We start from the raw sequence: 23,540 nt of genomic DNA on the forward strand, positions 1-23,540 counted from the left end.
GCGGGATCCGGACGGGCCTCCGCTGCGTCGAACCAGGTGTGTCCCCGGCTCCCGTGCTCTCCCCCGTCCCCACCGTCCCGCTCCCCGACCGGCCGCGTCTGCGCCACGCGGCCCTGCACCGCGCGCCCGACGTCCTGCAGTTCGGCGCCGACCCGTCCGAGGCCCTGGTCGTCGACGGCCTGACGCCGCCGCTCGTGCGGATGGTCGACGCCCTCGACGGCACCCGGCCGCGTGCCCGGGTCCTGGCCGAGGCCGTCGCCGCCGGCGCGGCCCCGGACGCCGCCGACGAGCTGCTCGCCCGCCTGCACGCCGAGGGCCTGCTCGTCGGGGCGCCGCGGCCCGATGCCCTGGCCGAGCGCCGCGTGGTGGTGCGCGGGGCGGGGCGCATCGCGGTGTCCGTGGCCTGCCTGCTCGCCGCGGCGGGCGTCGGGCGGGTGCTCGTCGAGGCCGCGGGCACGGTGATGCGCGACGACGTCGGCACCGGCCTGCTCCCCGGCGACGTCGGGCGCCCCGCCCGCTGGGCGGCCGCCGATGCCGTGGCGCGTGCGGCGAGCGGGGGCGCGCGGCCGCCTGACGACAAGGCGCGCCGCTGGCTCGCGGCCCACGCCGACCTCGTCGTCCTCGCCGACGGCGCCCGCCCCGACCCGGTGGCCGCGTCGCAGCTGGTCGTCGCGGGGCGGGCCCACCTCCCGGTGGGCGTCGTCGACGGCCGCGGCACGGTGGGTCCGCTCGTCGTGCCCGGGGCGACGCCCTGCCTGCGGTGCGAGGACCTCCGGCGCACCGACACCGACCCCACCTGGCCCCGCCTCGCCGCCGAGCTCGCCGGCCGTCGCGACCCGGTCGGGGTGGTCCCGGCCGCGGCGATCGCCGCGCTCGCCGCCGCCCAGGCGCTCGCCCATCTCGAGGGCGACGTCCCGGCGGCGCGCGGCGCGACGCTCGTGCTCGACCCGGACGGCACCCGGCGCCCGCGGCCCGCCCGACGCCACCCGGACTGCGGGTGCCGGGCCCTCACCGTGCGTCCGGGCACGAACCGCCTCCCCGTGGCGGCAGCGTGATGACCGGAACACGGGCTGCACGTCACATCCGGAGTGAGTCGATCGCCGCGGTCGGCAATCCTCCCGGTGGACCTCGAGAAGGAGACGGCCATGGCTCCCACCATGACGCGGCCCCCGGCGATCGACACCCGCGGCCACGACCCCCTGATCACGGTGTTCGGCGCCGAGGGCGCGACCTACAGCTGCCCTGACCTGCAGTCGGTCGACGCGCACCTCGCGAGGCTGTGCGATCGGCTCCGGTTCGCGACCCCGCGGTTCCCCGCGCTGATCGCGCTGTTCCGGTCGGAGATCGACCGTCTGCTCGACCGCCGCCGGTGGCTGGAGCTCGACGCGATGGTTGTCGACACGCTCTAGAGGACCGCCCCGCGGCGTCGACGCGAGCCGACCTGGGCGCGCCGTCACCCACTGCGCGGGGGACAATCGGCTGCGTGACCGATGACATCCCCCGCCGGTCGGTCCAGCGGTCGGCCCGGCTGGCCTCGCTGCCGCTCGGATTCGCTTCCCGCACCGCAGCGGGGTGGGGCAAGCGTCTCGCCGGGGGTGACTCCGGCGAGATCTCCGCCGACGTCGCCCGCCGTGGTGCCGAGCAGCTGTTCGCCGTGCTGGGCGAGCTCAAGGGCGGGGCCATGAAGTTCGGCCAGGCCCTCAGCGTCTTCGAGGCCGCGGTGCCGCCGGAGATGGCCGAGCCCTACCGCGAGGCGCTCACCAAGCTCCAGACCGCCGCGCCCCCGATGCCGGCCGCGCGCACCCACCGCGTGATGGCCGAGCAGTTCGGCCGGGGTTGGCGCGACCGGTTCCGCGAGTTCGACGACACCCCGGCGGCGGCCGCGAGCATCGGACAGGTGCACCGAGCGGTCTGGCACGACGGCCGCGACGTCGCGGTGAAGGTGCAGTACCCGGGCGCGGAGGAGGCCATCATGGCCGACCTGCGCCAGCTCCAGCGCTTCAGCCGCATGGTCCAGCCGCTGGTGCCGGGGATGGAGATCAAGCCGCTGCTCACCGAGCTGCGCGACCGCATGGCCGAGGAGCTCGACTACCGCGACGAGGCCGACGCGCAGCGCGCGTTCGCGGCCGCGTACGAGGGCGACGAGCACGTCGTCGTCCCCCGGGTGGTGGCGTCGGCGCCGAAGGCGATGGTCTCCGAGTGGGTCACCGGCACGCCGCTATCGGCGATCATCCGGTCCGGCGAGCCCGAGGAGCGCGACCGGGTCGGCCTGCTGCTCTCCCGCTTCCACTTCTCGTCGCCCGCGCGGGTGGGCCTGCTGCACGCCGACCCGCACCCCGGCAACTTCCAGCTGCTGCCCGACGGTCGCCTGTGCGTGATCGACTTCGGGGCCGTGGCGAAGCTGCCCGACGGCCTGCCGCGCGAGCTCGGGCACATGCTGCGCCTGGCGGTCGAGGACCGCGCCGACGAGCTCCTGGAGCTGCTCAAGCAGCTGAACTTCGTGCTGCCCGGCGTCGACATGGGGTCGGACGAGGCGATCGCGTACCTCGGCCCGCTCACCGACCCGCTGCGCACCGAGAAGTTCCACTTCACGCGGTCGTGGCTGCGCGGGCAGGCCGACCGCCTGGGCGACCTGCGCCGACCCGAGTTCACCACCGGCCGCGGGCTGAACCTGCCACCGCAGTACCTGCTGGTGCACCGCGTGACGCTCGCGTCGGTGGCGGTGCTCTGCCAGCTCGACGCCGAGATCCCGCTGCGGGGCGTCTTCGAGCAGTGGCAGCCGGGCTTCGCCGCCTAGACGACTCCTCGTCCGGGGCCCGGTGCGCACAGGACACGCACCGGGCCCCCTTCTCCCCCTCGCGGGGTCCTGGGTGGGGTCAGGCGACCCCGCTGGCGGCCCGGGCGGCGGCGAGCTCCGCGTCCCGGGCGAGGTCGGCCTTGGACGGCCGGCCCCGGGGCCGCTTCCGGGCGATCACGGCGCCCCGGTCGAAGATCTCTCCGCCCCACACCCCGCAGTACTCCCGCCGCTCGAGCGCGCCGGCGAGGCACGCCCGCCGGATCGGGCAGGCACCGCAGAGGCCCTTGGCCCGTTCGAGGTCGGCCGGGGCCTCGGAGAACCAGAGGTCCTCCTCGGCGAGCCGGCAGGGGAGCTCGACGGAGGGCAGGGCGTCGAAGAGGTCGGGGAACCCGGGACCGGGGTCGGGGGCGGTCGGGCGTTCGAGTAGTCCGGCGGGGGACACGGTGCTACCTCCGGTGGGCGGGTCGGCGGGGCCGGGAGCCGCGGAGGTCGATCGCCTAGACGACGACGGAGGCCGCGGTCCCTGGAGCGGGTCCGCGGCCTCGTGTGATCCGGTGGGTCCTGAAGGTCAGGGGCCCCACCGACGGGGCGCGGACGTCCGCTGCGGGTCGAAGGTCGGGAGGTTCGCGAGATCGCGCTCACGGACGACGGGACGCTGCTGCTGTCCCCTCGGCCCGCACACGGCGATGCCCGAGGGCATCAAGGCCGTGGAGCAACGCCAGCTCGCGACGTGGCGACCGGTGCCCGCGACGGTGACGATGTCCATGTCTGCGAGCCCCCCTCGATGTCCCACGTGCGGCCGAACCGCCCGACCGGCAGCCTCGTGCGCCGGTGTGTGATCGACCGTAGGGCGGTCCCGCGCAGGAGGGCAACGTATTTTCGAGAACTTTCCCGGCGATCTCCCGACCGGGCACGGACGGCCTCCTACGAGGCGTGCCACCGCAGCAGGGTGAGCACCTCGGTGCCGTACCGCTCGAGCTTCGACGAGCCGATCCCGGGGATGGCGACGAGCCCCGACGGGTCGGCGGGCCGCTGCTCGGCGAGCGCGATGAGCGTGGCGTCGGTGAACACCACGTAGGCGGGCACGGACCGGGACTTCGCCTCCGCGGAGCGCCACGTCCGCAGCGCCTCGAGGAGCTCCTCGTCGACGTCCGACGGGTGGGTGCTGCAGCGCCCCAGCTTCGCCGACGCGGGGTCCGGCAACGGCTTGCCGCAGAGCCGGCAGGTCGGCTTCCCCCGCGAGCCGCCGTTCTCGCCGCGGCCGGTGGGCACCCGGGCGGCAGGGTGCTCCTCGGGCACGAGGCCGTAGAGGAAGCGGCTGCGGCGCCGCGAACGCCGGCCGCCGGCGTTGCGCGACAGCGCCCACGACAACCGCAGGTGCACGCGGGCACGGGTGACGCCGACGTAGAACAGCCTGCGCTCCTCCTCGACCGCGTCGCCGTCGCCGTCGGCGTGCTGGATGGGCATCGTGCCGTCGGTGAGCCCGACGAGGAACACGGCGTCCCACTCGAGGCCCTTCGCGGCGTGCAGGGACGCGAGCGTCACGCCCTGCACGGTCGGCGGGTGCTGGGCCTGCGCGCGGGCGTTCAGCTCGGTGAGGAAGGCGCCGAGGTCGGCCTCGGGGACGGTGGTGACGAGCTCCTCGGCGAGCTCGGCCAGCGCGCGCAACGACTCCCAGCGCTGGCGGGCGGCGCCCTCGCCGGCGGACCCGGCGGGCGGGGCCTCGGTGAGCCCCTGCTCGCCCAGGACCGCGCGCACCAGCGACACCATGTTGTCGCCGGTGGCGTCGTCCGGGGCCCGCGTCGCGGCGGTGCGCAGGGCGGCGATCGCGGTGCGGACCTCGGTGCGCTGGAAGAACCGCTCGCCGCCGCGCACCTGGTAGGCGATCCCGGCGTCGCCGAGCGCCTTCTCGTACGCCTCCGACTGGGCGTTCACGCGGTAGAGCACGGCGATCTCGGCCGGCGGCACGCCCTGCTCGACCAGCTCGCCGATCGCGGCCGCGACCGCCGTGGCCTCGGCGGGCTCGTCGTCGTGCTCGGCGAAGTCGGGATCCGGGCCGGGCGGGCGCTGCCCCTCGAGGCGCAGCCGCGAGCCGGCGGCGCGCCCTCGGGCCGCCCCGATGACGGTGTTCGCCGCCGAGACGACCTGCGGGGTGGAGCGGTAGTCGCGCACGAGGCGCACGACCGTCGCCTCGGGGAAGACGCGCGGGAAGTCGAGCAGGTAGGACGGGCTGGCGCCGGCGAACGAGTAGATCGTCTGGTTGGCGTCGCCGACCACGGTGAGGTCGTCGCGCCCGCCGAGCCAGGCCCGCAGCAGGCGGTGCTGGGCCGGGGTGACGTCCTGGAACTCGTCGACCACGAAGCAGCGGTAGCGCTCGTGGAACTCGTGGGCCACCTCCGGGTGCTCCTCGAGCGCCGCGGACGTGTGGAGCAGCAGGTCGTCGAAGTCGAGCTGCTCGGCGCGGTTCTTGAGCGTCTCGTAGGTCTCGTAGACCTTCGCGACCTGCTCGACCGGGCCCGGGACGTCGCGGGCGGCCCGGCCGGCCGCCGCCGCGTAGTCGTCCGGGGCCACGAGCGAGGCCTTGGCCCACTCGATCTCGCCGGCGAGGTCGCGCAGCGACTCGCGGGTGGTCGGCGCCCCGGCGCGCTGGGCGGCCTGCCCGACGAAGCGCAGCTTGCCCTCGAGCACCTCCCACGGCGCCCCGCCGACGACGCGCGGCCAGAAGTAGCGCAGCTGGCGCAGGGCCGCGGCGTGGAAGGTGCGTGCCTGGACCGGCGGGCGGCCCGGCCCGTCGACGCCCAGCGCGCGCAGCCGCGTGCGCATCTCGCCGGCCGCCCGGGCCGTGAACGTCACCGCGAGGACCTGGCCGGAGGAGACGTGACCGCTGCCGACCAGGTGCGCGATGCGGCGGGTGATCGTCCGGGTCTTGCCCGTCCCGGCCCCGGCGAGCACGCACACCGGGCCCCGCGGCGCGAGCACCGCCGCACGCTGCTCGGGGTCGAGCCCCGCCACCGCGTCCGACCCCGCCCCGCTGCCCGCTGCACTGCCCACGAGGCTCATGCTCTCAACCCGGGCCGACGGCCGGGGGCGGGACGGGCCCGGACGAGGGGTCGGGTCCGAAATCTCCACGACGGCTGTCGGACCCCTCTGACACGGTGGAGGTGTGCCACCTGCCATCGAGGCCGACGGTCTCGTCAAGCGCTTCGGCGCCACCACCGCGCTCGCGGGTGCGAGCCTCTCCGCCGCCGAGGGCACCGTCCTGGGGGTGCTGGGGCCCAACGGCGCCGGCAAGACCACCGCGACGCGGGTACTCGCCACGCTGCTGGCGCCGGACGAGGGACGCGCCGTCGTCGGCGGCTACGACGTGATCACCGAGCCGCACCGCGTGCGCTCGCTCATCGGGCTCACCGGGCAGTACGCGGGGGTCGACGAGGCGCTCACCGGCACCGAGAACCTCGTGCTCATCGCCCGGCTCCTCGGCCAGGGGCGCGCCGCGGCGAAGGCCCGGGCCGCCGATCTCCTCGGGCAGTTCGGGCTCAGCGACGCGGCCGGGCGCGCGGCGCGCACCTACTCCGGGGGCATGCGCCGCCGGCTCGACCTCGCGGCGTCGCTGGTCGGGCGACCGCGCATCCTCTTCCTCGACGAACCCACCACCGGGCTCGACCCGGCGAGCCGCAACGAGCTGTGGGGCATGGTCCGCAGGCTCACCGACGACGGCGTGACGGTGCTGCTCACCACCCAGTACCTCGAGGAGGCCGATCAGCTCGCCGACGACATCGTCGTCATCGACCGCGGGGCGGTGGTGGCCACCGGCACGCCCGACGACCTCAAGGCCCGCGCCGGCGCTGCCGTGCTCCAGATGCGCCCCACCGACGCCGGGCAGGTGGCGGTCGTGGCGCGGATCGCGGGCGAGCTCGCCGGCACCACGCCGACGGTCGACCAGGACACGGTCTCGGTCCCCGCGGGCGACGACGCGCTCATGCCCGCCGTGGTCCGCCGCCTCGACGACGTCGGGGTGCGCCTCGCCGAGCTGACGTTGCGGCGCGCCACCCTCGACGAGGTCTTCCTCGCGCTCACCGGCCGCCGCGCGGTCCCCGGGTCCAGCAACGACTCCGACAGCACGACCGACCGGGAGCTGGTGTGACCCTCGACCGCACGCTGGCGGGGCCACCCGCCGCCGACCTCCCCGCTGCGCCGGCGCCCCCGTCCCGGCGCACGACGCCCGCCCAGTGGGCGAGCCAGTCGCTCACCATGGCCTGGCGCAGCCTCGTCCAGATCAAGCACAACCCCTCCGAGCTGCTCGACCTGTCGATCCAGCCGATCATGTTCGTGCTGCTGTTCACGTTCGTGTTCGGCGGGGCGATCGGCGGCTCCACCGACGCCTACCTGCAGTTCTCGCTCGGCGGGCTGATCGCGCAGAACGCGCTGTTCCTCACCGTCTACACGGCCACCGGGCTCGCGACCGACCTGCAGAAGGGCACCTTCGACCGCTTCCGCAGCCTGCCGATCGCCCGGTCGGCACCGTTGTCCGGGCGGATCATGGGCGATGTGGTGCGCCAGCTCTGGTCGCTGGTGGTGCTGCTCGCGGTCGGGGTGGCGCTCGGGTTCCGCATCACCACGAGCCCGCTCGCGGTGCTCGCCGCGTTCGGGCTGCTCGTCGCGTTCACCGTGGCGTTCTCGTGGACCTCGGTGCTGCTCGGGGTCCTCGCGCGCGACCCGGAGAAGGTGCAGATCTACGGGTTCACCGTGCTCTTCCCGCTGACGTTCGCGAGCAACGCCTTCGCGCCCACCCAGACGATGCCGGACTGGTTGCAGGCCTGGGTGTCGATCAACCCCGTGACGCGGCTGGCCGACGCCCTGCGCGGGCTCCTGGTCGGCGGGCCGGTGGCGGCCAACGCCATCGCCACGCTGCTCTGGGGCGTGGCCTTCGCGGCGGTGTTTGGGCCGCTTGCGGTCTGGGCGCTCCGGACCCGCGTCTGAAGCCCTACCGAGCCCGCCGCCGGTACTGCCCCGGCGTCTCGCCCGCGAGGCGGGCGAACTGCCGGGTGAAGGCCGGCTGGTCGTGGAAGCCGCAGGCGGCGGCGATCTCGGCCAGCGGGGTGGCGGTGCCCGTGAGCAGGGTGCGGGCGTGGTCGATGCGCGTGCGCAGCACGAACTGCGTGGGCGCGAGGCCGAACACCCGCCGCATCCGCCGCTCGAGCACCGAGGTCGAGCAGCCCGCCGCGAGGGCCATCTCCTCCACCCGCGGCGGGCGGTCGGGGCGGCTCGCGGCGAGCTCGACGGCGCGGGCGAGGGCGGGCAGGGACGGGTCGGAGTCCTCGGGAGCGCGGAGATCCTCGGAGACGCTGACGACGCCGACGACTCCCTCATCGCCGAGCACCGGGAGCTTCGTCGTCACGTACCAGCCGGCGACGCCGTTCCCCCCGGCGGATGAGCTCGAGCTCGTGGCGCAGCGGGCGACCGGAGGCCAGCACGGCCGCGTCCTGCTCCTCGTAGCGCTCGGCGAGCGCCGGGACGAACAGGTCGCGCGCCCGCCGGCCCACCACCGCCGCGCGGGTGCGCTCCCGGGTGCGCCGCACGAAGGCGTCGTTGACCTCGGTGTAGCGGCCGTCGGCGTCCTTGGCGCAGAACATCACGCCGGTGAGCTCGCCGAAGAGCTCGAGCAGCGCGTCGACTCCCGGCGGGGTGGGCACGGCCGGAGGATGCCCCGGCGCGTGGTGCCGATCCGGCGCCGGGGCCGTCGAATCCGGACAAGACCCGGACGGCCGGATCGGGCCACGATGGAGCCATGACCGAGCAGCTCGCGCCGACCACCCACGGGGCCGCCGGCGGTATCCCCGACGAGCTCGTCGAGCGGGCGGTCGCCCGCGCCGACCAGTGGGCGCGGGCCGGCGCCGTCGGCGCGGCCACCGGACCCTCGGCGCAGCTCGCCGCCCTCATGCACGACCCGGCCGGGGTCGACTTCACCCTGCGCTTCGTCGACCGCGTCGCCCGCCCGGCCGACGACCACGTCGCCGCCCGGGAGCTCGCCCGCCTGGCCGGCCCGGACGCGCCGCTGCCGGACTTCATCGGAGGGGCCGACCGGGCGCTGCTGCGCACCGGCGCGAGGCTCGCCCTGCGGGCTCCCCGGGTCGTGGTGCCGCTCGCGCGGCGCCGGCTCCGGGCCCTCGTCGGCCACCTGATCGTCGACGCCGATGGCCGCGGGCTGGAGCGTCGCCTGGAGGAGGCCCGCGCCGAGGGCTTCCGGCTGAACCTCAACCTGCTCGGCGAGGCCGTGCTCGGCGAGGAGGAGGCGGACCGTCGCCTGGCGCGCACGATGGACCTGCTGCGGCGGGGCGACGTCGACTACGTCTCGGTGAAGGCGTCGTCGGTGGCGAGCCAGCTCGTGCCGTGGGACCTCGAGGGCAGCCGCGACCGGCTCGTCGAGCGCCTGACCCCGCTGTTCCGTCTGGCGCGCGAGACCGGCTCCTTCGTGAACCTCGACATGGAGGAATACAAGGACCTCGACCTCACCGTCGCCCTGTTCACGACCCTGCTGGACCGCCCCGAGTTCACCGGGCTGGAGGCCGGGATCGTGCTCCAGGCCTACCTCCCCGACGCCCTGGGCGCCCTGGAGGAGCTGGCCGTGTTCGCCCGCCGCCGGGTCGCGGCGGGGGGCGCACCGATCAAGGTCCGGCTGGTCAAGGGCGCGAACCTCGCGATGGAGAAGGTCGATGCCGAGGTGCACGACTGGCCGCAGGCGCCGTACACGACGAAGGCGGAGGTCGACGCGAACTACGTGCGCCTGCTCGACCGGGCGATCGGGGGCGACCTCGTCGACGCGCTGCGCCTCGGCGTCGCGAGCCACCACCTCCACCACGTCGCGCTCGCCGTCGAGCTCGCCGCCGCCCGCGACGCCGAGCGCCAGATCGACGTCGAGATGCTGCAGGGCATGGCGCCGGCGCAGGCGAAGGTGGTGGCGCGCGACGTGCGGGACCAGCTCGTGCTCTACACGCCGGTGGTGCACACCGGCGACTTCGACGCCGCCGTCTCCTACCTCGTGCGCCGGCTCGAGGAGAACGCCTCGCCGGAGAACTACCTCTACGCGCTGTTCTCCGACGCCGGGCCCGCGTCGTACACCGACCGCTTCCGGGCCTCGGTGCGCGACCGCGACGCGGTGCCAGCGAGGCCGAGGCGCTCCGCGCACGTGAGTGATTCGGGTCGCCCGGGCGACCCGAATCACTCACGTGCGGAGCATTTCGTCAACGAGCCCGACACCGACCCGTCCCTGGCGGCGAACCGCGCGTGGGCGCTGCGGGCGATCGCCGCGCCGGGGCCGGGGGTGCGCGAGCCGGAGCTCACGGATCCGGGTGCCGTGGACGCGGTGGTGGATCGGGCCTCCACCTCCTCGTGGGGCCTGCGCACGGGTTCGGAGCGCGCGACGATCCTGCGCGAGGCCGCCCGCGCCCTCGCGGCGGCGCGCGGGGACCTGCTGACCGTGATGGTCGACGAGGCCGGCAAGACGATCGCCGAGGCGGACCCGGAGATCTCCGAGGCGATCGACTTCGCGGCGTACTACGCGGACCGGGCCGAGGAGCTGGACGGCGCGCCGTTCACCCCGGACCGGGTCGTCGTCGTCACCCCGCCCTGGAACTTCCCGATCGCCATCCCGCTCGGCGGCTGCGTCGCGGCCCTGGCCGCCGGGGCGTCGGTGGTGATCAAGCCGGCGCCGCAGGTGCGGGCGTGCGCCGAGGTCGGCGTCGCCGCCCTGCACCGCGGCGGCATCCCGGCCGACGCCCTGCAGCTCGTGCACACCGACGAGGGGGACGCCGGGCGGCGGCTCGTCACGCACCCGGCCGTCGACCACGTGGTGCTCACCGGGGCGTCGCAGACCGCGGAGCTGTTCCGGTCGTGGCGCCCCGACCTGCGGCTCATCGCCGAGACCAGTGGCAAGAACGCGCTGGTGATCACCCCCAGTGCCGACCCGGACCTCGCCGTCGCCGACCTCGTGCGCTCGGCCTTCGGGCACGCCGGGCAGAAGTGCTCGGCGGCGTCGCTCGCGATCCTCGTCGGCTCGATGCGCTCGACGCGCACGGCGGCCGGGTCACGGTTCCACCGCCAGCTCGCCGACGCCGTGCGCACCCTGCGCGTCGGTCAGGGCAGCGACCCGTCGACGACGATGGGCCCCCTGATCGGGCCGCCGGACGAGAACCTCGAGCGGGCGTTGACCCGCCTCGACCCGGGCGAGACGTGGCTGGTCGAGCCCCGCAGGCTCGGCGCGTCGCTCTGGACACCGGGGGTGAAGGCGCCGGTGGCGCCCGGTTCGTGGTTCCACCTCACCGAGTGCTTCGGGCCGGTGCTCGGGCTCATGCACGCGGCGGACCTCGACGAGGCGATCGCGCTGCAGAACGCGACGGGCTACGGCCTCACCGGCGGCCTGCACGCCCTCGACCCGGACGAGATCGCCCACTGGAGCGAGCACGTCGAGGTGGGCAACGCCTACGTCAACCGCCACATCACGGGCGCGATCGTGCAGCGCCAGTCGTTCGGGGGCTGGAAGGGCTCCGTCGTCGGGCCGGGCGCGAAGCCCGGCGGGCCGAACTACGTCGCCCAGTTCGGGACGTGGCACGACGGCCCGGTTGACGCGCTCCCAACTGCGCCCCTCGCGCCGCCGGTCGCGGCGCTGCTCGCGGACGAGGCCCCGCGCTGGGGCGCCGAGGACCTCGCGTGGCTGCGCGCCGCCGCCGGGTCGGACGCCGCCGCCTGGCGCGACGAGTTCGCCGTCGAGCACGACCCGACGGGCCTGCGCGCCGAGGCCAACGTCTTCCGCTACCGGCCGCTGCCCGCGCTGCGGCTCGTGATCGGCGCCGACGCCGCCGCACGCGACGTGCTGCGGGTCCGCCTCGCAGCGGCGTGCGCCGGGGTGCCGGTGACGGAGTTCTCGGGCTCAGCCGAGGCGGGCGAGCGGCTGCGGGTGGTGGGGACGGTGCCCCCGGGCCTCCAGCGGGCCGCGGCCTCGGCCGGCGCGTCCCTCGTCGACGCCCCGGTGGTGGCCGACGGCCGGCGCGAGATGCTCACGGTGCTGCGTGAGCAGGCGATCAGCCGCACGCGGCACCGCTTCGGTCACGTCGAGGACTGAATCCGGCCCTCGACGCGTTGCACCGGGCGTGGCACAGATGACGATGTACACGACCAGCTGGTGCGGGTTCTGTCGGCGCCTCAAGACCCAGCTCGACCGCGAGGGCATCGGGTACGAGGAGGTCGACATCGAGCGCGTCCCGGACGCCGCCGAGATCGTCACCAAGGTCAACGGCGGCAACCGCACCGTGCCGACCGTCGTCTACCCCGACGGCAGCGCAGCGACGAACCCCAGCTTCGCCGAGGTCAAGGAGACGCTGGCGCGCGTCGAGGCCGCCTCCTGAGCGCCTGATCTGTGGGAACGAACGCGCTGTTCGCTGCTTCTATGCGCACGAACGGCGCGTTCGTTCTGTCTGGGCGTCGGCGGCTCGCGACGCGAACGGGGACTTTGCGCGCGTAGAAGCAGCGAACAGCACGTTCGCTGCAAGACCACCGTCAGCCCGCGGCGGCCCAGGCCTCGAGCATGGCGCGGGCGATGGAGACGCCGCCGGGAAGGATGAGCTCGCGCCCGGCGCCCGCCTCGAACGCCGTGCCGCCGACGCCCTGGGCGCCACGAGAGCTCCCGTCCCGATGCGACCACTCCCCCGCCTCCAGGGCCTCGCGGAGCTCGGCGCGGGTGACCCAGCGGGCGCCCTCGATCTCGCCCTCCTGCAGCTTGATCGGCTGGTCGGGGTCGGCGACGGCCGAGAAGCCGATCATCAGTGAGCGCGGGAACGGCCAGGGCTGGGACCCGAGGTACGAGATCGTGTGGACGTCCACGCCGACCTCCTCGGCGCACTCGCGGGCGACGCAGGCCTCGAGCGACTCACCGGCCTCGACGAAGCCGGCGAGCACCGAGTAGCGCCCCGCCGGCCAGATCGGCTGGCGCGCGAGCAGCACCTGGTCGGCGCCGTCGTGCACCAGGCAGATCATCGACGGGTCGGTGCGCGGGTACTCCTCGTGCTGGTGCGCGGTGCACAGGCGCGCCCAGCCCGCCTTGATCGGGTACGTCTCCGATCCGTCGCGCGCGCAGAAGCCGCTGCGGTCGTGCCAGTTGAGCAGGGCCACCGCAGTGGTGAGCAGACCGGCGCCGCGCGCGTCGAGGTCGGCCCCCGAGGTGCGCAGGTCGGTCCAGTTCTCGTGGTCCGGCCCTCCACCCGCGCGCGCCCACTGCTCGGCGGTCATGAACCCCGAGCCCGCGTCGTTCGCGTGCGCCTCGGCCGGGTCGGGCACGCGGACGGCCCAGTACGCCGTCCCGTCCTCCTCGCCGAGCAGCACCGCGCCGTCGGGCGTCTCGTCGCCGAGGGTGCTGGTCGGCGCCATCAGCAGCGTCACGCTCCCGCCCTCACCCCGCTCGACCGGCGTCCGGCCGTGCGGGTCGACGAGCACGACGCGGGCGTCGGGCCACAGCGCGCGGCTGTGCGCCGGGTCGACGCGCAGCTGCTCGCGGCGATCGACCGTCGAGCGCGACAGCGACGGGTCCTCGTCGAGGTGGAAGGCGGCGCGCAGGTCGGGCCCCGCGGTCCCTGACGTCACGGAATCTCCACTCCGCCGAGGGCACGCAGCCCGGGACCGGTCCGTGCGGCGTCGGCCACCACGACCCCGGTGAACCTCGTCGGCGCGAAGAACTCCGCCGCGGCCGCCGCGACCTCGTCGGTGGTGACGGCCTCGAGGCGCGCCGGGTGCTCGCGCACCCACGCCGACGAGAGCCCGTGCGCGGCGAGCGCCGCGACCGTCGAGGCGTAGCCGGCCTGGGTCGTCATCGAGATGAGCAGGGAGCCCACGAGGTAGCGCCGGGCCGACTCGACCTCGTCGTCGGTCGGCGGCACCACCGCGAGCCGGCCCAGCTCGTAACGCGCCTCGAGCAGCGCCGGGGCGGTGACCTCGGACGCGACGTCGGTCTCCACCGCCAGCACCGCGCCGTGCGGATCGAGCTCGAGGCTCGACGACGCGTGGTAGGTGTAGCCCTTGTCCTCGCGCAGGTTCTCCACCAGCCGCGACGAGAAGTAGCCGCCGAGCGCCAGGTTCGCCAGCTGGAGCGCGGGATAGCGCGGGTCGGTCCGCCCGACCGCCGGCGCGGAGAGCCGCAGCTGCGACTGCACGGCGCCCGGCCGGTCCACGAGCAGCAGGTCGCGGGCCCGGAGCTCCGGCAGCGCCGGCAACGGGGCGGCCTGCCCGCCCGACCAGCCGGCGAGCGCCTTCTCCACGCGCGCGACGGCGTCGGTCGGGTCGAGGTCGCCGACGAGCACGAGCACCGAGCCGCCGGGCAGCAGGGCCGAGGCCTGCAGCGACCGCACGGCGTCGGCGGTCACCGCGGTGACCTCCTCGGGCCGCGGCATCTCGCGCGTCACCGGGTGCGTGCCGTAGCGGCGCTCCTGCAGCGCGCGGCGGGCGATCACCGACGGCTGCGCGGACGCCAGCTCGATGCGCTCGACGAGACGCTCCCGCTCGCGGGCGAGCTCGTCGTCGGGGTGCGTCGCCGCGAGCACGAGGTCGGCGAGCACGTCGAGCAGGGTGTCGAGGCCCTCGGCCAGCGCGTGCCCGGAGACCGAGAGGCGCTCGGGGTCGACGGAGAACCCGATCTCGCCACCGACGCCGGCCAGGTCGTCGTCGATGCCGACGCGGCTGCGTGACGCGGTGCCGGACAGGATCGTCGTCGCGAGGACCTCGGCGACCGCGGCGTGGGCCGAGTCGTCACGTCCGCTGGTGTCGGCGAACGGGACCCGCAGGCGCAGCTCGACCATCGGGACCTCGGAGCGGCGCACGGCGACGACGCGCAGGCCCGAGCCGAGGACGGTGTCGACCTCCTCGGGCGCGGGCACCGAACGCTGCGGACCCAGCGGGGGCAGGTCGCGGGGGCCCGTGGGGGTGCTGCCGATCTCCTCGGCGCTGCGGCGCCCGGTCATGCCGCACCTCCCGGGGTGACGGTGAGGACGGCGCGCTGGTCGGGTCGCAGGGACCCGGCGGCGGCCGCGACGGCCGACGGCTCGACCGCGGCGATGAGGCCGGGCAGCTCGTCGGCGAGCTCGGCGCGGCCCTGGACCAGCTCGGCCGACCCGAGGGCGAGCATGCGGCTCATCAGGCGGTCGTGCTCCCGGTGCAGGGAGGAGGCCCAGCGGGCGGTGACCCGGCGCAGCTCGTCGGGGTCGGGGCCGTCGGCGGCGAGGGTCGCGAGCTCGTCGTCGACCGCGCCGCGGATCCGCTGGGGGTCGACCGAGCCGGGGTGCACGGCGGTGATCGTGAACGTGTCGGGGTCGCGGGCGTCCAGCGGGGCACCCATGAGCCCGCAGGAGGCGGAGACGTCGGTGACCAGCTCGTCGCCGTACACCAGGCGCTGGGTCAGCCGCGCGGCCTCACCGTCGGTGAGCAGGCTCGCCAGCACGGCGTGCGCGAGGTACCCGGGCAGGTCGGCCTGCGGGTCGGGCAGGCGGTACCCCAGGGCCAGAGCCGGCAGCGGGGCGTTCGCGTCGACCACCGACTCCCGGCGCTCGCCGTCGGGCGGGGGCTCGGCGAAGCTCGGGCGCGTCGGCACCGCGCGGGCGGGGATGTCGCCGAAGTGCTTGTCGACGAGCGCGGCCGTCTCGTCCGGGTCGAGGTCCCCGACGACGGTGAGCACCGCGTTGCCCGGCGCGTAGTAGGCGTCGAAGAACGCGGCGGCGTCGTCGAGGGAGGCCTGCTCGAGGTCGGTGAAGTCGCCGTACCCGTTGTGGGCGTTCGGGTAGGTGTCGTAGAGCACCGGCGGCAGCAGGATCCAGGGGAAGCCGCCGTAGGGCCGGTTGAGGACGTTGAGGCGGATCTCCTCCTTGACCACGTCCACCTGGTTGCGCAGGTTCTCCTGCGTCAGGCGCGGGGCGCGCAGCCGGTCGGCCTCGAGGAACAGCGCCCGCTCGAGCGCCGCCGACGGCAGGACCTCGAAGTAGTTCGTGTAGTCCTGGTGCGTCGAGCCGTTGAAGACGCCGCCCGACGACTGCACGTGCCGGAAGTGGGCGAGCTTCTCCAGGCTCTCCGAGCCCTGGAACATCAGGTGCTCGAAGAGGTGGGCGAACCCGGTACGGCCCTCGGGCTCGGAGCGGAAGCCGACGTCCACGTGGACGGCGACGCCCACGACGGGGGCGGCCGGGTCGGGCACCAGGAGCACGCGCAGCCCGTTGTCGAGCACACGTCGGTGCAGCCCCCGTGCGGGGGCGGTCACGCTGGAGGTCACATGACCAACCTAACGGCGGTGCGGACCGGCGGCCGGGCGACGCGACCCGCCGCCGGTCCCCCGGTCCGTGCCCCGGCTCCGCGGGCGGCCCTCGCCGCTCGCGGTGATCCGGCGCGAGGTGCCCCCGCGGGGAGCCGGCACGCGACGTCCGGCGTCGAGCGCGGCGGGCCGTCCGGCCGTCGCCGACCGGCCGGGACGCGACGCGGGGCGGTGGACGGTGCCCCGGTCAGCGGCCCGGTCGATAGCTGGGCGGGGGCGGCCGTCGTCGTCGTGGTCCGCGTCGGCCGCGCCGGCGGGGCCGCCGCGCGGGCCGCCGGCCGGCGGGACCGCTCGCGCACCACGGCGACGAGCAGGCCGGCCATCCCGAGCCCGGCGACGCCGGTGAGCAGGATCGCCAGGCGGCCGGTCAGCGGCGACTCGGCGGGCTCGGTCGCGGCGAGCGCGGCCGCGGACCCGGTGCCGAGAACGCGGGCCGGCGTGTCGGCCGCCGGCTCGGTGCCGACGAACGCCATCCGGACCGTCAGCTTCGAGCCGACCGGGGTGCCGCACCCGTCGAGCGGCATGAGGCGCCGCCCGCCGGGGCCCTCGACGGCGACGACGTCACGCGGGTCGTCGGCGATGCAGGAGTTGCTGGTGATGACGACCGCCGGACCGACGGTCTCGACGGCGGCCGGGGTGGCCGGGGCGTCCGGGACCCCGGCGCCGCCGTCCTCCGCGTGGGCCCCGACCGGGTGCGCCACGAGGATCAGCCACAGCGCGAGTGCGGCGCCCAGGGCGAGCGCGAGGAGCACGCCGAGCACCGCACCGCGCCGTTCCCGGCGCACCGTGGTGCGCGGTGACCGACTCCCGCCCCGCACCAGGTGGGATCGATCCAGATGCGACCTCGCCGTGGTCCCCGTGAACGACACGAACGGGATTCAAACACCTCCCGCCGTCCCACGATCGAGGTATCCTCGTCGTCCACGATCCGGCGTCTGCTAGCGCGTTCCGGGCACGCGCGCCGGACCTTGAGTCGCCGTTCACGGCAGATTCCGGCGCCTCGCGGCGCCGGAGAGCGACGGCCGGCGAGCCCTCCTGCGCCGGCCGGGTGATCGCCCTCGTCGACCCGACACGCCGTCCGCGACCGTCACACGTTCGGTGGACGTCGTGGGCGGGCCCGGCGGGCGCGGATGGGCGCGCCACGAGCCGTCAGGCGAAGGCGTCCACACCCGTGCGCTCGGCCGAGACGGCCCAGAGACGGGCCGCGGCCTCGGGGTCGACGGCGTAGTCGCGGACGCCGCGGGCGCCGGGTTCGTGGGCGAGCTCGGCGACCTCGCAGTCCTCGAGGTAGAGCCCGCCACGTCCGGCGAGCTGGGGCGACGTCGCCGCCCAGACCTCGGTGGCCGCCCCGGCCTCGGGGGTCTTGAACCCCGCGGCCGCCTCGGGGGTCGGGTCGCCGTTCTCGTCGAGCCAGCCGAGCGCGACCATCTCCTCGCGCGGGAGGTGGCGCTGCAGCGGGGTCATGATCCCGCCGGGGTGCAGCGAGAACCCGCGGACGCCGCGGTCGGCCGCGAGCGCGTCGAGCTGCACGGCGAAGAGGACGTTGGCGGTCTTCGACTGCCCGTAGGCCGCCCACTTGTCGTAGGGCTCGGCGCGCCAGTCGAGGTCGTCGAACCGCACCGGCGAGCGGTGGTGACCCCGGGAGGACACCGACACCATCCGCGCGTCGCGGCCGCGCTCGATCGCCGGCCACAGGCGGTTGACCAGCGCGAAGTGACCGAGGTGGTTGGTGGCGAACTGGGCCTCCCAGCCCGGGCCGACCCGGGTCTCCGGCGTCGCCATGATCCCGGCGTTGTCGATCATCATGTCGATCGCGCGCCCGGACTCCAGGAAGTCGCGGGCGAAGGCGGCGACGCTGTCGAGGTCACCGAGGTCGAGGGTGGCGAGCTCGACACCCTCGATGCCGTCGAGCGCCTCCTTCGCCGCGTCCGGACGGCGGGCGGGGACGACGACATGGGCGCCGGCCGCGGTGAGTGCGCGCGTCGCCTCGAGGCCGAGTCCCGAGTACCCGCCCGTAACGACCGCGAGGCGGCCGGTGAGGTCGATGCCGTCCAGCACCTCGCGGGCGGTGGTCGCCGCGCCGAATCCGGAGCCGATCGGGGTCTGTGCCGTGGTCATGTCCCCGACGCTAGGACGTCGAGTGCGCTCGAACGCAAGCTCAGACCCCGCGCTCCCCCAGCAGCCGCCAGAGGTGGGCGGTGGCCTCGGCCCCCTGCAGCAGGAGCGGCAGGACCGCGCGCTCGTCGGGGGCGTGGATGCGGTCGGACGGCAGCATGACGCCGAGGAAGGCCAGCGGGGCCGCGAGCTCGGTGGACAGGAGCGCCTCGGGGCCGCTGCCACCTTCGCGCGCGGGCAGGACCTCGGCGCCGAGGGCGATGCCCATCGCGTCGCGGATCGTGGTGACGAGGAGCGAGTCGACGTCGCAGATCAGCGGCGGCACGCCCGGGCCGGTCGCCGACACCTCGGCCTCGATCCCGGCCGGGGTGTGCGCGGCGACGAAGTCGCGGACGGCGGCCAGGACGCGCGCCGGATCCTGGTCGGCGACCAGCCGGAACGTCAGCTTGGCGGTCGCCGAGTGCGGCACGATCGTCTTGTGCCCGGGGCCTGCGTAGCCGCCGTGCAGGCCGTTGACCTCGGCGGTCGGGCGCGCCCAGAGCCGCTCGTAGGTGCTCCAGCCCGCCTCGCCGGAGGTCGCCCGCGCGCCGGCCGCGGAGCCCGCCAGCCACGCCGGCTCGTCGAAGGGCAGGGCGGCCCAGGCGTCACGCTCGGTCGGCGTGGGCGGGCGTACGTCGTCGTAGAAGCCCGGCACCTGGACGCGCCCCTGGTCGTCGTGCAGCGCCGCGACGAGGCGCGCGAGCTCGGTGACCGGGTTCGGGACGGCCCCGCCGAACTGGCCCGAGTGCAGGTCGACCGACGCGCCGCGGAAGACGATCTCGGTGTCGACCATCCCGCGCATGCCGGTGCAGACGGTCGGGGCGTCGCGGCCGACCATGCCGGTGTCGGTGACGACGATCGCGTCGCAGGCCAGCGCGTCGCGGTGCGCCGCGAGCAGGGACGCGAGGTGCGCCGAGCCGGACTCCTCCTCGCCCTCGGCCAGCAGCTTGAGGTGCACGGCCGGGCCGTCGGCACCCGTGGCGGCGAGGTGCGCGGCGAGGCCGAGCCGCACCATCGCCAGGTGCCCCTTGTCGTCGGAGGCGCCGCGCCCGCGCAGCTCCTCCCCCACCACCTCCGGCGCGAACGGCTCGAACGACCAGCCGTCGGAGAGATCCGCGGGCTGGACGTCGTGGTGGCCGTAGACCAGGACCGTGGGTGGGGCCGGATCGGCGGCGGGCCACGACGCGTAGACCGCCGGCAGCGCGTCGGTGTCGTCCCACACCTCGACCTGCGGCCAGCCCTCGGCGCGCAGCCGCTCGGCGAGCCACGCCGCGGAGCGGGCCACGTCGCCGTGGTGGCCGGGGTCGGCGGAGATCGACGGGATGCGCAGCCAGGTCTGCAGATCCTCGACGAACGCCTCGGCGCGGGCGGCCACCTCACGGGCCTCGGTGCTGGTCATGCGATCCACGCTAGCCACGCACGACACCGCACGGCCGTCGCAGGGGACGACGACCGGGCGGGGAGACCGCGTCGACGGGTCGAGCTCCGCTCCGCTTCGTCTCCCAAGGGGCTCAGCGCTCGAGCACGCGGGCGATCTCGGCGCGGCGCACCCAGGCGACGACGCCGAGCAGCACACCGAGGATCACCGGCGTGAACCAGAAGCCCTCGCTGAGGAAGAACAGCTGCGCCAGCGTGGCGCCGACCATGAGCGCGACCAGGCAGGAGGCGGCGAGCCCCGCCAGGCGCGGCACGAGCAGCCCGATCCCGCCGGCGACCTCGAGCAGGCCGACGACGACCCGCAGCCACTGGCCGGTCCCGAGGTCCTCGAAGATCTGCACCGCGTAGGCCTCGCCGAAGAGCTTCGGCGCGCCCGACCCGACGATGAACATCACGCCGAGCAGGACCTGCAGCGTCCAGAGCGCGATGGTGGCGGGACGGGAGCGGGTGCCGACGCTCGGAGCGGGCGCGGTGGTCGTCATCGGGGGCCTCCTGGTGCCGGGTGCGATGGGAGAAGCGTGACGCACGTCCTAGTCCTACGTCAATACCTACTCATTGCTATCTCGTACTCCTCTTCCGTCGGCGCCATCGGATCGGCTTCGCTGGCGCCGTGACTCCCCCGGGTTGGACCTCGCCGCCGGACTTCACCACTCGGCCGGTGCTGGAGGGCACGGTCGGGATGGCGGCGGGGACCCACTGGGCGGCCGCCGCCACCGCGATGGGCGTCCTCGAGCGCGGCGGCTCCGCCTTCGACGCCGCGGTCGCGGGCGGGTTCGTGCTGCACGTCGTGGAGCCGCACCTCAACGGACCCGGGGGCGACATGACCGCCGTGTTCGCGACCGCCGCCGACCCGACGCCCCGGGTGCTGGACGGCCAGGGCCCGGCACCGGCCGGGGCGTCCGCGGCGGCGTACCGCACCGAGGGTCTCGACCGGGTGCCGGGCTCGGGTGCACTGGCCGCGGCGATCCCCGGCGCCGTCGACGCGTGGTTCCTGCTGCTGCGCGACCACGGCACCTGGGAGGTCGGCGACGTCCTCGCGCCGGCGATCGGCTACGCCCGCGACGGCGTGCCCGCCGTCCCGCGGCTGGCGAGCACCGTCGGGGCGGTCGCCGACCTGTTCCGCGAGCACTGGCCGACCTCGGCCGCGCTGTGGCTGCCCGACGGCCGGCCGCCGCGGGCGGGCGAGGTCCTGCGCAACCCGGCGTGGGCGCAGACGCTGGAACGCCTCGCCGCCGCGGCGCAGGGCCACGACCGGGCCGCCCGGATCGACGCGGTGCGCACCGTCTGGGCCGAGGGCTTCGTGGCCGAGGCGATGGCGGCGTCGTGCCGCACGCCCCACCGGCACTCGTCGGGCACCGACCACGCGGGCGTGCTCACCGTCGCGGACACGGCCGGCTTCCGGGCACAGGTCGTCGACGCCGCCGTCGGCGAGTTCCGCGGTCGCCGGATCGCCAAGACGCCCGCCTGGGGTCAGGGCCCGGCGCTGCTCGCCGCGCTCGCGGTCCTCGACGGCTACGACGACGCTGACCTCGACCCGTCGTCCGAGCGCGGCGCGCACCTCGTGCTCGAGACCACCAAGCTCGCGATGGCGGACCGCGAGGCGTGGTTCGGCGACGCCGACGACCCCCTCGACGTCGCCGCCCTGCTGGCTCCCGCCTACGTCGCCGAGCGACGGGCCCTGATCGCCGACACCGCCTCGCCCGACCTGCGCCCCGGACGCCTCGGCGGCCGCGAGCCGCGGCTGGCCGACCTCGCCGTCGACGGCTCGGCGTCCCGGGTGACGTCCGACGGCACGATCGGCGAGCCCACCGTGGTGCTGTCCGGCGAGACCAAGGGCGACACCTGCCACCTCGACGTCGTCGACCGCGCGGGCAACATCGTCTCGGCCACCCCGTCGGGCGGGTGGCTGCAGTCGTCCCCGACGATCCCCGAGCTCGGGATGGCGCTGGGCACCCGGCTGCAGATGAGCTGGCTGCAGGAGGGTCTGCCCTCGACGCTGACGCCGGGACGCCGGCCGCGGACCACCCTCACCCCCACGCTCGTGCTCGACGACGACGGCCCCGTCGCCGCCCTCGGGACGCCCGGCGGCGACCAGCAGGACCAGTGGCAGCTCCTCTACCTGCTACGCACCCTCGTCGGCGGCTACGACCCCCAGCAGGCGATCGACGCACCCGCCCTGCACTCGACGTCGTCGCCCAGCTCGTTCTGGCCGCGGGGCCGCGAGCCGGGGGGCGCCGTGGCGAGGACCGCCTGCCCGACGGCGTCGTCGAGGGCCTCGAGCGGCGCGGGCATCGCGTGACCCGCAGCGGCCCGTGGTCGCTGGGCCGGCTCTCGGCCGTCGGGATCGACCGGGCGCGCGGGCTCCTGTGGGGCGCCGCCAACCCCCGGGGGATGCAGGGCTACGCGGTCGGGCGCTGAGGGGGCGGTTCTGCCAGGGTGCGGCCCGTGCGCCGTTCGCGATCCACTGCCCCCACCGCCGTGCTCGCCGGCGGGCTGATGACGATGGGCGTGCTGCACGGGGTGGCGCCGCAGCCGTTCGACACCATCGTGCCGCCGTGGCTCCCGGGCACGGCGCGGTTCTGGACCTACGCGAGCGGCGCCGCCGAGCTCGCCGTCGGTGCCGCCGTCGCCGCACCGCGCACCCGTCGGCTCGGCGCGTTGGCGGCCGCCGCCCTGTTCGTCGCGGTGTTCCCCGCGAACACGCAGATGGCGTGGGACTGGCGCCGGCGGCCGTGGCCCTACCGCGCGATCGCGTTCGGGCGCCTGCCGCTGCAGGCACCGATGGTCGCGCACGCGCTGCGGGTGCGGCGCGAGGCCTGACGCTCAGGCCGGGTTGCCGCGCGGCTTGATCGTCGCGTGCGGGAGGGCGGGCGCCGGGAGGCGGGCGGCCGCCCCGGTCCGCCCGTCGCGCCCGACGTAGCCCGCGACCTCCCCGAACCGCTCGCTCCCGGCCTCCCAGTCGGCGCGGAAGGCGACGATCTCGTCGTGGGTGCGGGCGACGAAGTTCCACCACATGACGATCTGCTCGCCGAAGGGCGGGCCGCCGAGCAGGACGAGGCGGGCGGGCTCGTCGCCCGCGACGATCTCCAGCGTCGAGGGGCCGGGGTCGACGACGCCGAGCTCGGCGCGCGCCACCGGGCGTCCCTGCAGCGTGGCGCGGCCGCGGTCGACGAGCAGGCCGTGCTCGAAGGTGGGGTCGACGGCGAGCTCGACGCGCGCGCCGGGATCGAGGAGCAGCTCCGCGCCGAGCAGCGGGGACGCGGTGACCACCGGCGACGTCGTCCCGGCCAGCGTGCCGAGGAAGACGCGGGCGACCGCACCGCCGCCGAGATCCGTCGTGTCGGGGATGTGGTGGGCGAAGTCGCGGGGCTGGTCGCGGGCGTGGTCGGGCAGCGCGACCCACAGCTGCACGCCGTGCAGCAGGGTGGTGTCCGGCGTGCTGACCTCGGAGTGCGCGACCCCGTGCCCGCCGGTCATGAGGTTGAGCTCGCCGGGGCGGACCATGGCGTGGGTGCCGAGGCTGTCGCGGTGCTCGACCTCGCCGGTGAACAGCCAGCTGACCGTCGCGAGCCCCGTGTGCGGGTGGGGCGGGACGTCCATGCCGCCCGAGCTCGCGGTGTCGTCGGGCCCGTAGTGGTCGACGAAGCACCAGGCACCGATCAGCGAGCGCTGCCGCTGGGGCAGGGTGCGGCGCACGGTCATCGCGCGGGGCCCGCCGAGCGGCACGTCGCGCGGGGTCAGGACCTCGACGCGCCCCGGCGACCCGCCGGGCTCGCACTGCACTTCGGCGGGCGCGGTCTCGGTGTTGCTCAC

Annotated in this window: 20 protein-coding genes and 1 pseudogene; 9 read left to right on the forward strand and 12 right to left on the reverse strand. The window is 75.7% G+C overall.

The features are described 5' to 3' along the window. The first annotated feature begins 53 nt into the window (after positions 1–53). The 3 genes from ACQPYN_RS25320 (at position 54) to ACQPYN_RS25330 (ending at position 2,797) form a co-directional block, all read left to right on the forward strand. Positions 54–1,055, forward strand: coding sequence for a TOMM precursor leader peptide-binding protein (locus tag ACQPYN_RS25320; protein ID WP_433029052.1), 1,002 nt, complete (start codon positions 54–56; stop codon positions 1,053–1,055). A gap of 90 nt (positions 1,056–1,145) precedes the next feature. Continuing rightward, on the forward strand, positions 1,146–1,409 hold the full coding sequence (locus ACQPYN_RS25325; protein WP_433029054.1) for a hypothetical protein: 264 nt from the start codon (positions 1,146–1,148) through the stop codon (positions 1,407–1,409). Positions 1,410–1,483: 74 nt separating this feature from the next. Continuing rightward, entirely contained in the window at positions 1,484–2,797 is a 1,314-nt protein-coding gene (locus ACQPYN_RS25330) for an ABC1 kinase family protein (RefSeq protein ID WP_433029056.1), read from the forward strand. A 79-nt stretch (positions 2,798–2,876) separates the two neighbouring features. On the opposite strand, the gene ACQPYN_RS25335 is transcribed toward ACQPYN_RS25330, so the two are convergent. Beyond that, the gene (locus tag ACQPYN_RS25335) at positions 2,877–3,239 is read right to left on the reverse strand and encodes a WhiB family transcriptional regulator (protein WP_433029058.1); all 363 of its coding nucleotides are present in this window, start codon (positions 3,237–3,239) and stop codon (positions 2,877–2,879) included. 482 nt (positions 3,240–3,721) lie between these two features. Beyond that, entirely contained in the window at positions 3,722–5,857 is a 2,136-nt protein-coding gene (locus ACQPYN_RS25340; RefSeq protein WP_433029060.1) for an ATP-dependent DNA helicase UvrD2, read from the reverse strand. Positions 5,858–5,960: 103 nt separating this feature from the next. On the opposite strand from ACQPYN_RS25340, the gene ACQPYN_RS25345 reads away from it, so the two are divergent. Both ACQPYN_RS25345 and ACQPYN_RS25350 read left to right on the forward strand, forming a co-directional pair. Then, positions 5,961–6,941 (forward strand): ATP-binding cassette domain-containing protein, encoded by a 981-nt coding sequence (locus tag ACQPYN_RS25345; protein WP_433029062.1) that lies wholly within the window; start codon positions 5,961–5,963, stop codon positions 6,939–6,941. Next, complete coding sequence (locus ACQPYN_RS25350; protein WP_433029064.1) at positions 6,938–7,777, forward strand: ABC transporter permease; 840 nt, start codon at positions 6,938–6,940, stop codon at positions 7,775–7,777. The genes ACQPYN_RS25345 and ACQPYN_RS25350 overlap by 4 nt, the downstream gene beginning before the upstream one ends. Before the next feature lie 4 nt (positions 7,778–7,781). Here ACQPYN_RS25350 and ACQPYN_RS25355 read toward each other — a convergent pair whose 3' ends face one another. Further along, positions 7,782–8,195, reverse strand: coding sequence for a helix-turn-helix domain-containing protein (locus ACQPYN_RS25355; RefSeq protein ID WP_433029066.1), 414 nt, complete (start codon positions 8,193–8,195; stop codon positions 7,782–7,784). Continuing rightward, entirely contained in the window at positions 8,164–8,490 is a 327-nt protein-coding gene (locus tag ACQPYN_RS25360; protein ID WP_433029068.1) for a PAS domain-containing protein, read from the reverse strand. Before ACQPYN_RS25360 ends, ACQPYN_RS25355 begins: the two co-directional genes overlap by 32 nt. Before the next feature lie 95 nt (positions 8,491–8,585). On the opposite strand from ACQPYN_RS25360, the gene ACQPYN_RS25365 reads away from it, so the two are divergent. Further along, complete coding sequence (locus ACQPYN_RS25365; protein WP_433029070.1) at positions 8,586–11,915, forward strand: proline dehydrogenase family protein; 3,330 nt, start codon at positions 8,586–8,588, stop codon at positions 11,913–11,915. A gap of 37 nt (positions 11,916–11,952) precedes the next feature. Further along, the gene (locus ACQPYN_RS25370; RefSeq protein ID WP_274194674.1) at positions 11,953–12,198 is read left to right on the forward strand and encodes a mycoredoxin; all 246 of its coding nucleotides are present in this window, start codon (positions 11,953–11,955) and stop codon (positions 12,196–12,198) included. A 151-nt stretch (positions 12,199–12,349) separates the two neighbouring features. On the opposite strand, the gene nudC is transcribed toward ACQPYN_RS25370, so the two are convergent. From nudC to ACQPYN_RS25405, 7 genes are all read right to left on the reverse strand, one after another. Continuing rightward, positions 12,350–13,429 (reverse strand): NAD(+) diphosphatase, encoded by a 1,080-nt coding sequence (gene nudC, locus ACQPYN_RS25375; RefSeq protein ID WP_433029072.1) that lies wholly within the window; start codon positions 13,427–13,429, stop codon positions 12,350–12,352. Continuing rightward, complete coding sequence (locus ACQPYN_RS25380; RefSeq protein ID WP_433029074.1) at positions 13,426–14,799, reverse strand: M16 family metallopeptidase; 1,374 nt, start codon at positions 14,797–14,799, stop codon at positions 13,426–13,428. Before ACQPYN_RS25380 ends, nudC begins: the two co-directional genes overlap by 4 nt. Continuing rightward, positions 14,796–16,085: a M16 family metallopeptidase gene (locus ACQPYN_RS25385; RefSeq protein WP_433029076.1), complete on the reverse strand. Its 1,290-nt coding sequence runs from the start codon at positions 16,083–16,085 to the stop codon at positions 14,796–14,798. The genes ACQPYN_RS25380 and ACQPYN_RS25385 overlap by 4 nt, the downstream gene beginning before the upstream one ends. 8 nt (positions 16,086–16,093) lie before the next feature. Further along, positions 16,094–16,921, reverse strand: a complete 828-nt coding sequence (locus ACQPYN_RS25390) for a hypothetical protein (RefSeq protein ID WP_433029078.1) — start codon at positions 16,919–16,921, stop codon at positions 16,094–16,096. A 364-nt stretch (positions 16,922–17,285) separates the two neighbouring features. Beyond that, complete coding sequence (locus tag ACQPYN_RS25395) at positions 17,286–18,254, reverse strand: SDR family NAD(P)-dependent oxidoreductase (protein WP_433029080.1); 969 nt, start codon at positions 18,252–18,254, stop codon at positions 17,286–17,288. A gap of 40 nt (positions 18,255–18,294) precedes the next feature. Next, entirely contained in the window at positions 18,295–19,689 is a 1,395-nt protein-coding gene (locus ACQPYN_RS25400) for a M20/M25/M40 family metallo-hydrolase (RefSeq protein ID WP_433029082.1), read from the reverse strand. Positions 19,690–19,801: 112 nt separating this feature from the next. After that, positions 19,802–20,209, reverse strand: coding sequence for a DoxX family protein (locus tag ACQPYN_RS25405; RefSeq protein WP_433029084.1), 408 nt, complete (start codon positions 20,207–20,209; stop codon positions 19,802–19,804). A 197-nt stretch (positions 20,210–20,406) separates the two neighbouring features. Between ACQPYN_RS25405 and ACQPYN_RS25410 the strand changes: the two are divergent. Both ACQPYN_RS25410 and ACQPYN_RS25415 read left to right on the forward strand, forming a co-directional pair. Further along, positions 20,407–22,145: pseudogene (locus tag ACQPYN_RS25410) on the forward strand (gamma-glutamyltransferase family protein). 78 nt (positions 22,146–22,223) lie between these two features. Beyond that, on the forward strand, positions 22,224–22,547 hold the full coding sequence (locus ACQPYN_RS25415) for a DoxX family protein (protein WP_433039035.1): 324 nt from the start codon (positions 22,224–22,226) through the stop codon (positions 22,545–22,547). Positions 22,548–22,550: 3 nt separating this feature from the next. Here the strand turns inward: ACQPYN_RS25415 and ACQPYN_RS25420 are convergent, their stop codons facing one another. After that, positions 22,551–23,540 (reverse strand): pirin family protein, encoded by a 990-nt coding sequence (locus ACQPYN_RS25420; protein WP_433029086.1) that lies wholly within the window; start codon positions 23,538–23,540, stop codon positions 22,551–22,553.

Origin of the sequence: Actinomycetospora sp. CA-053990, from assembly GCF_050948445.1 — a bacterium.
Taxonomy (GTDB): domain Bacteria; phylum Actinomycetota; class Actinomycetes; order Mycobacteriales; family Pseudonocardiaceae; genus Actinomycetospora; species Actinomycetospora callitridis.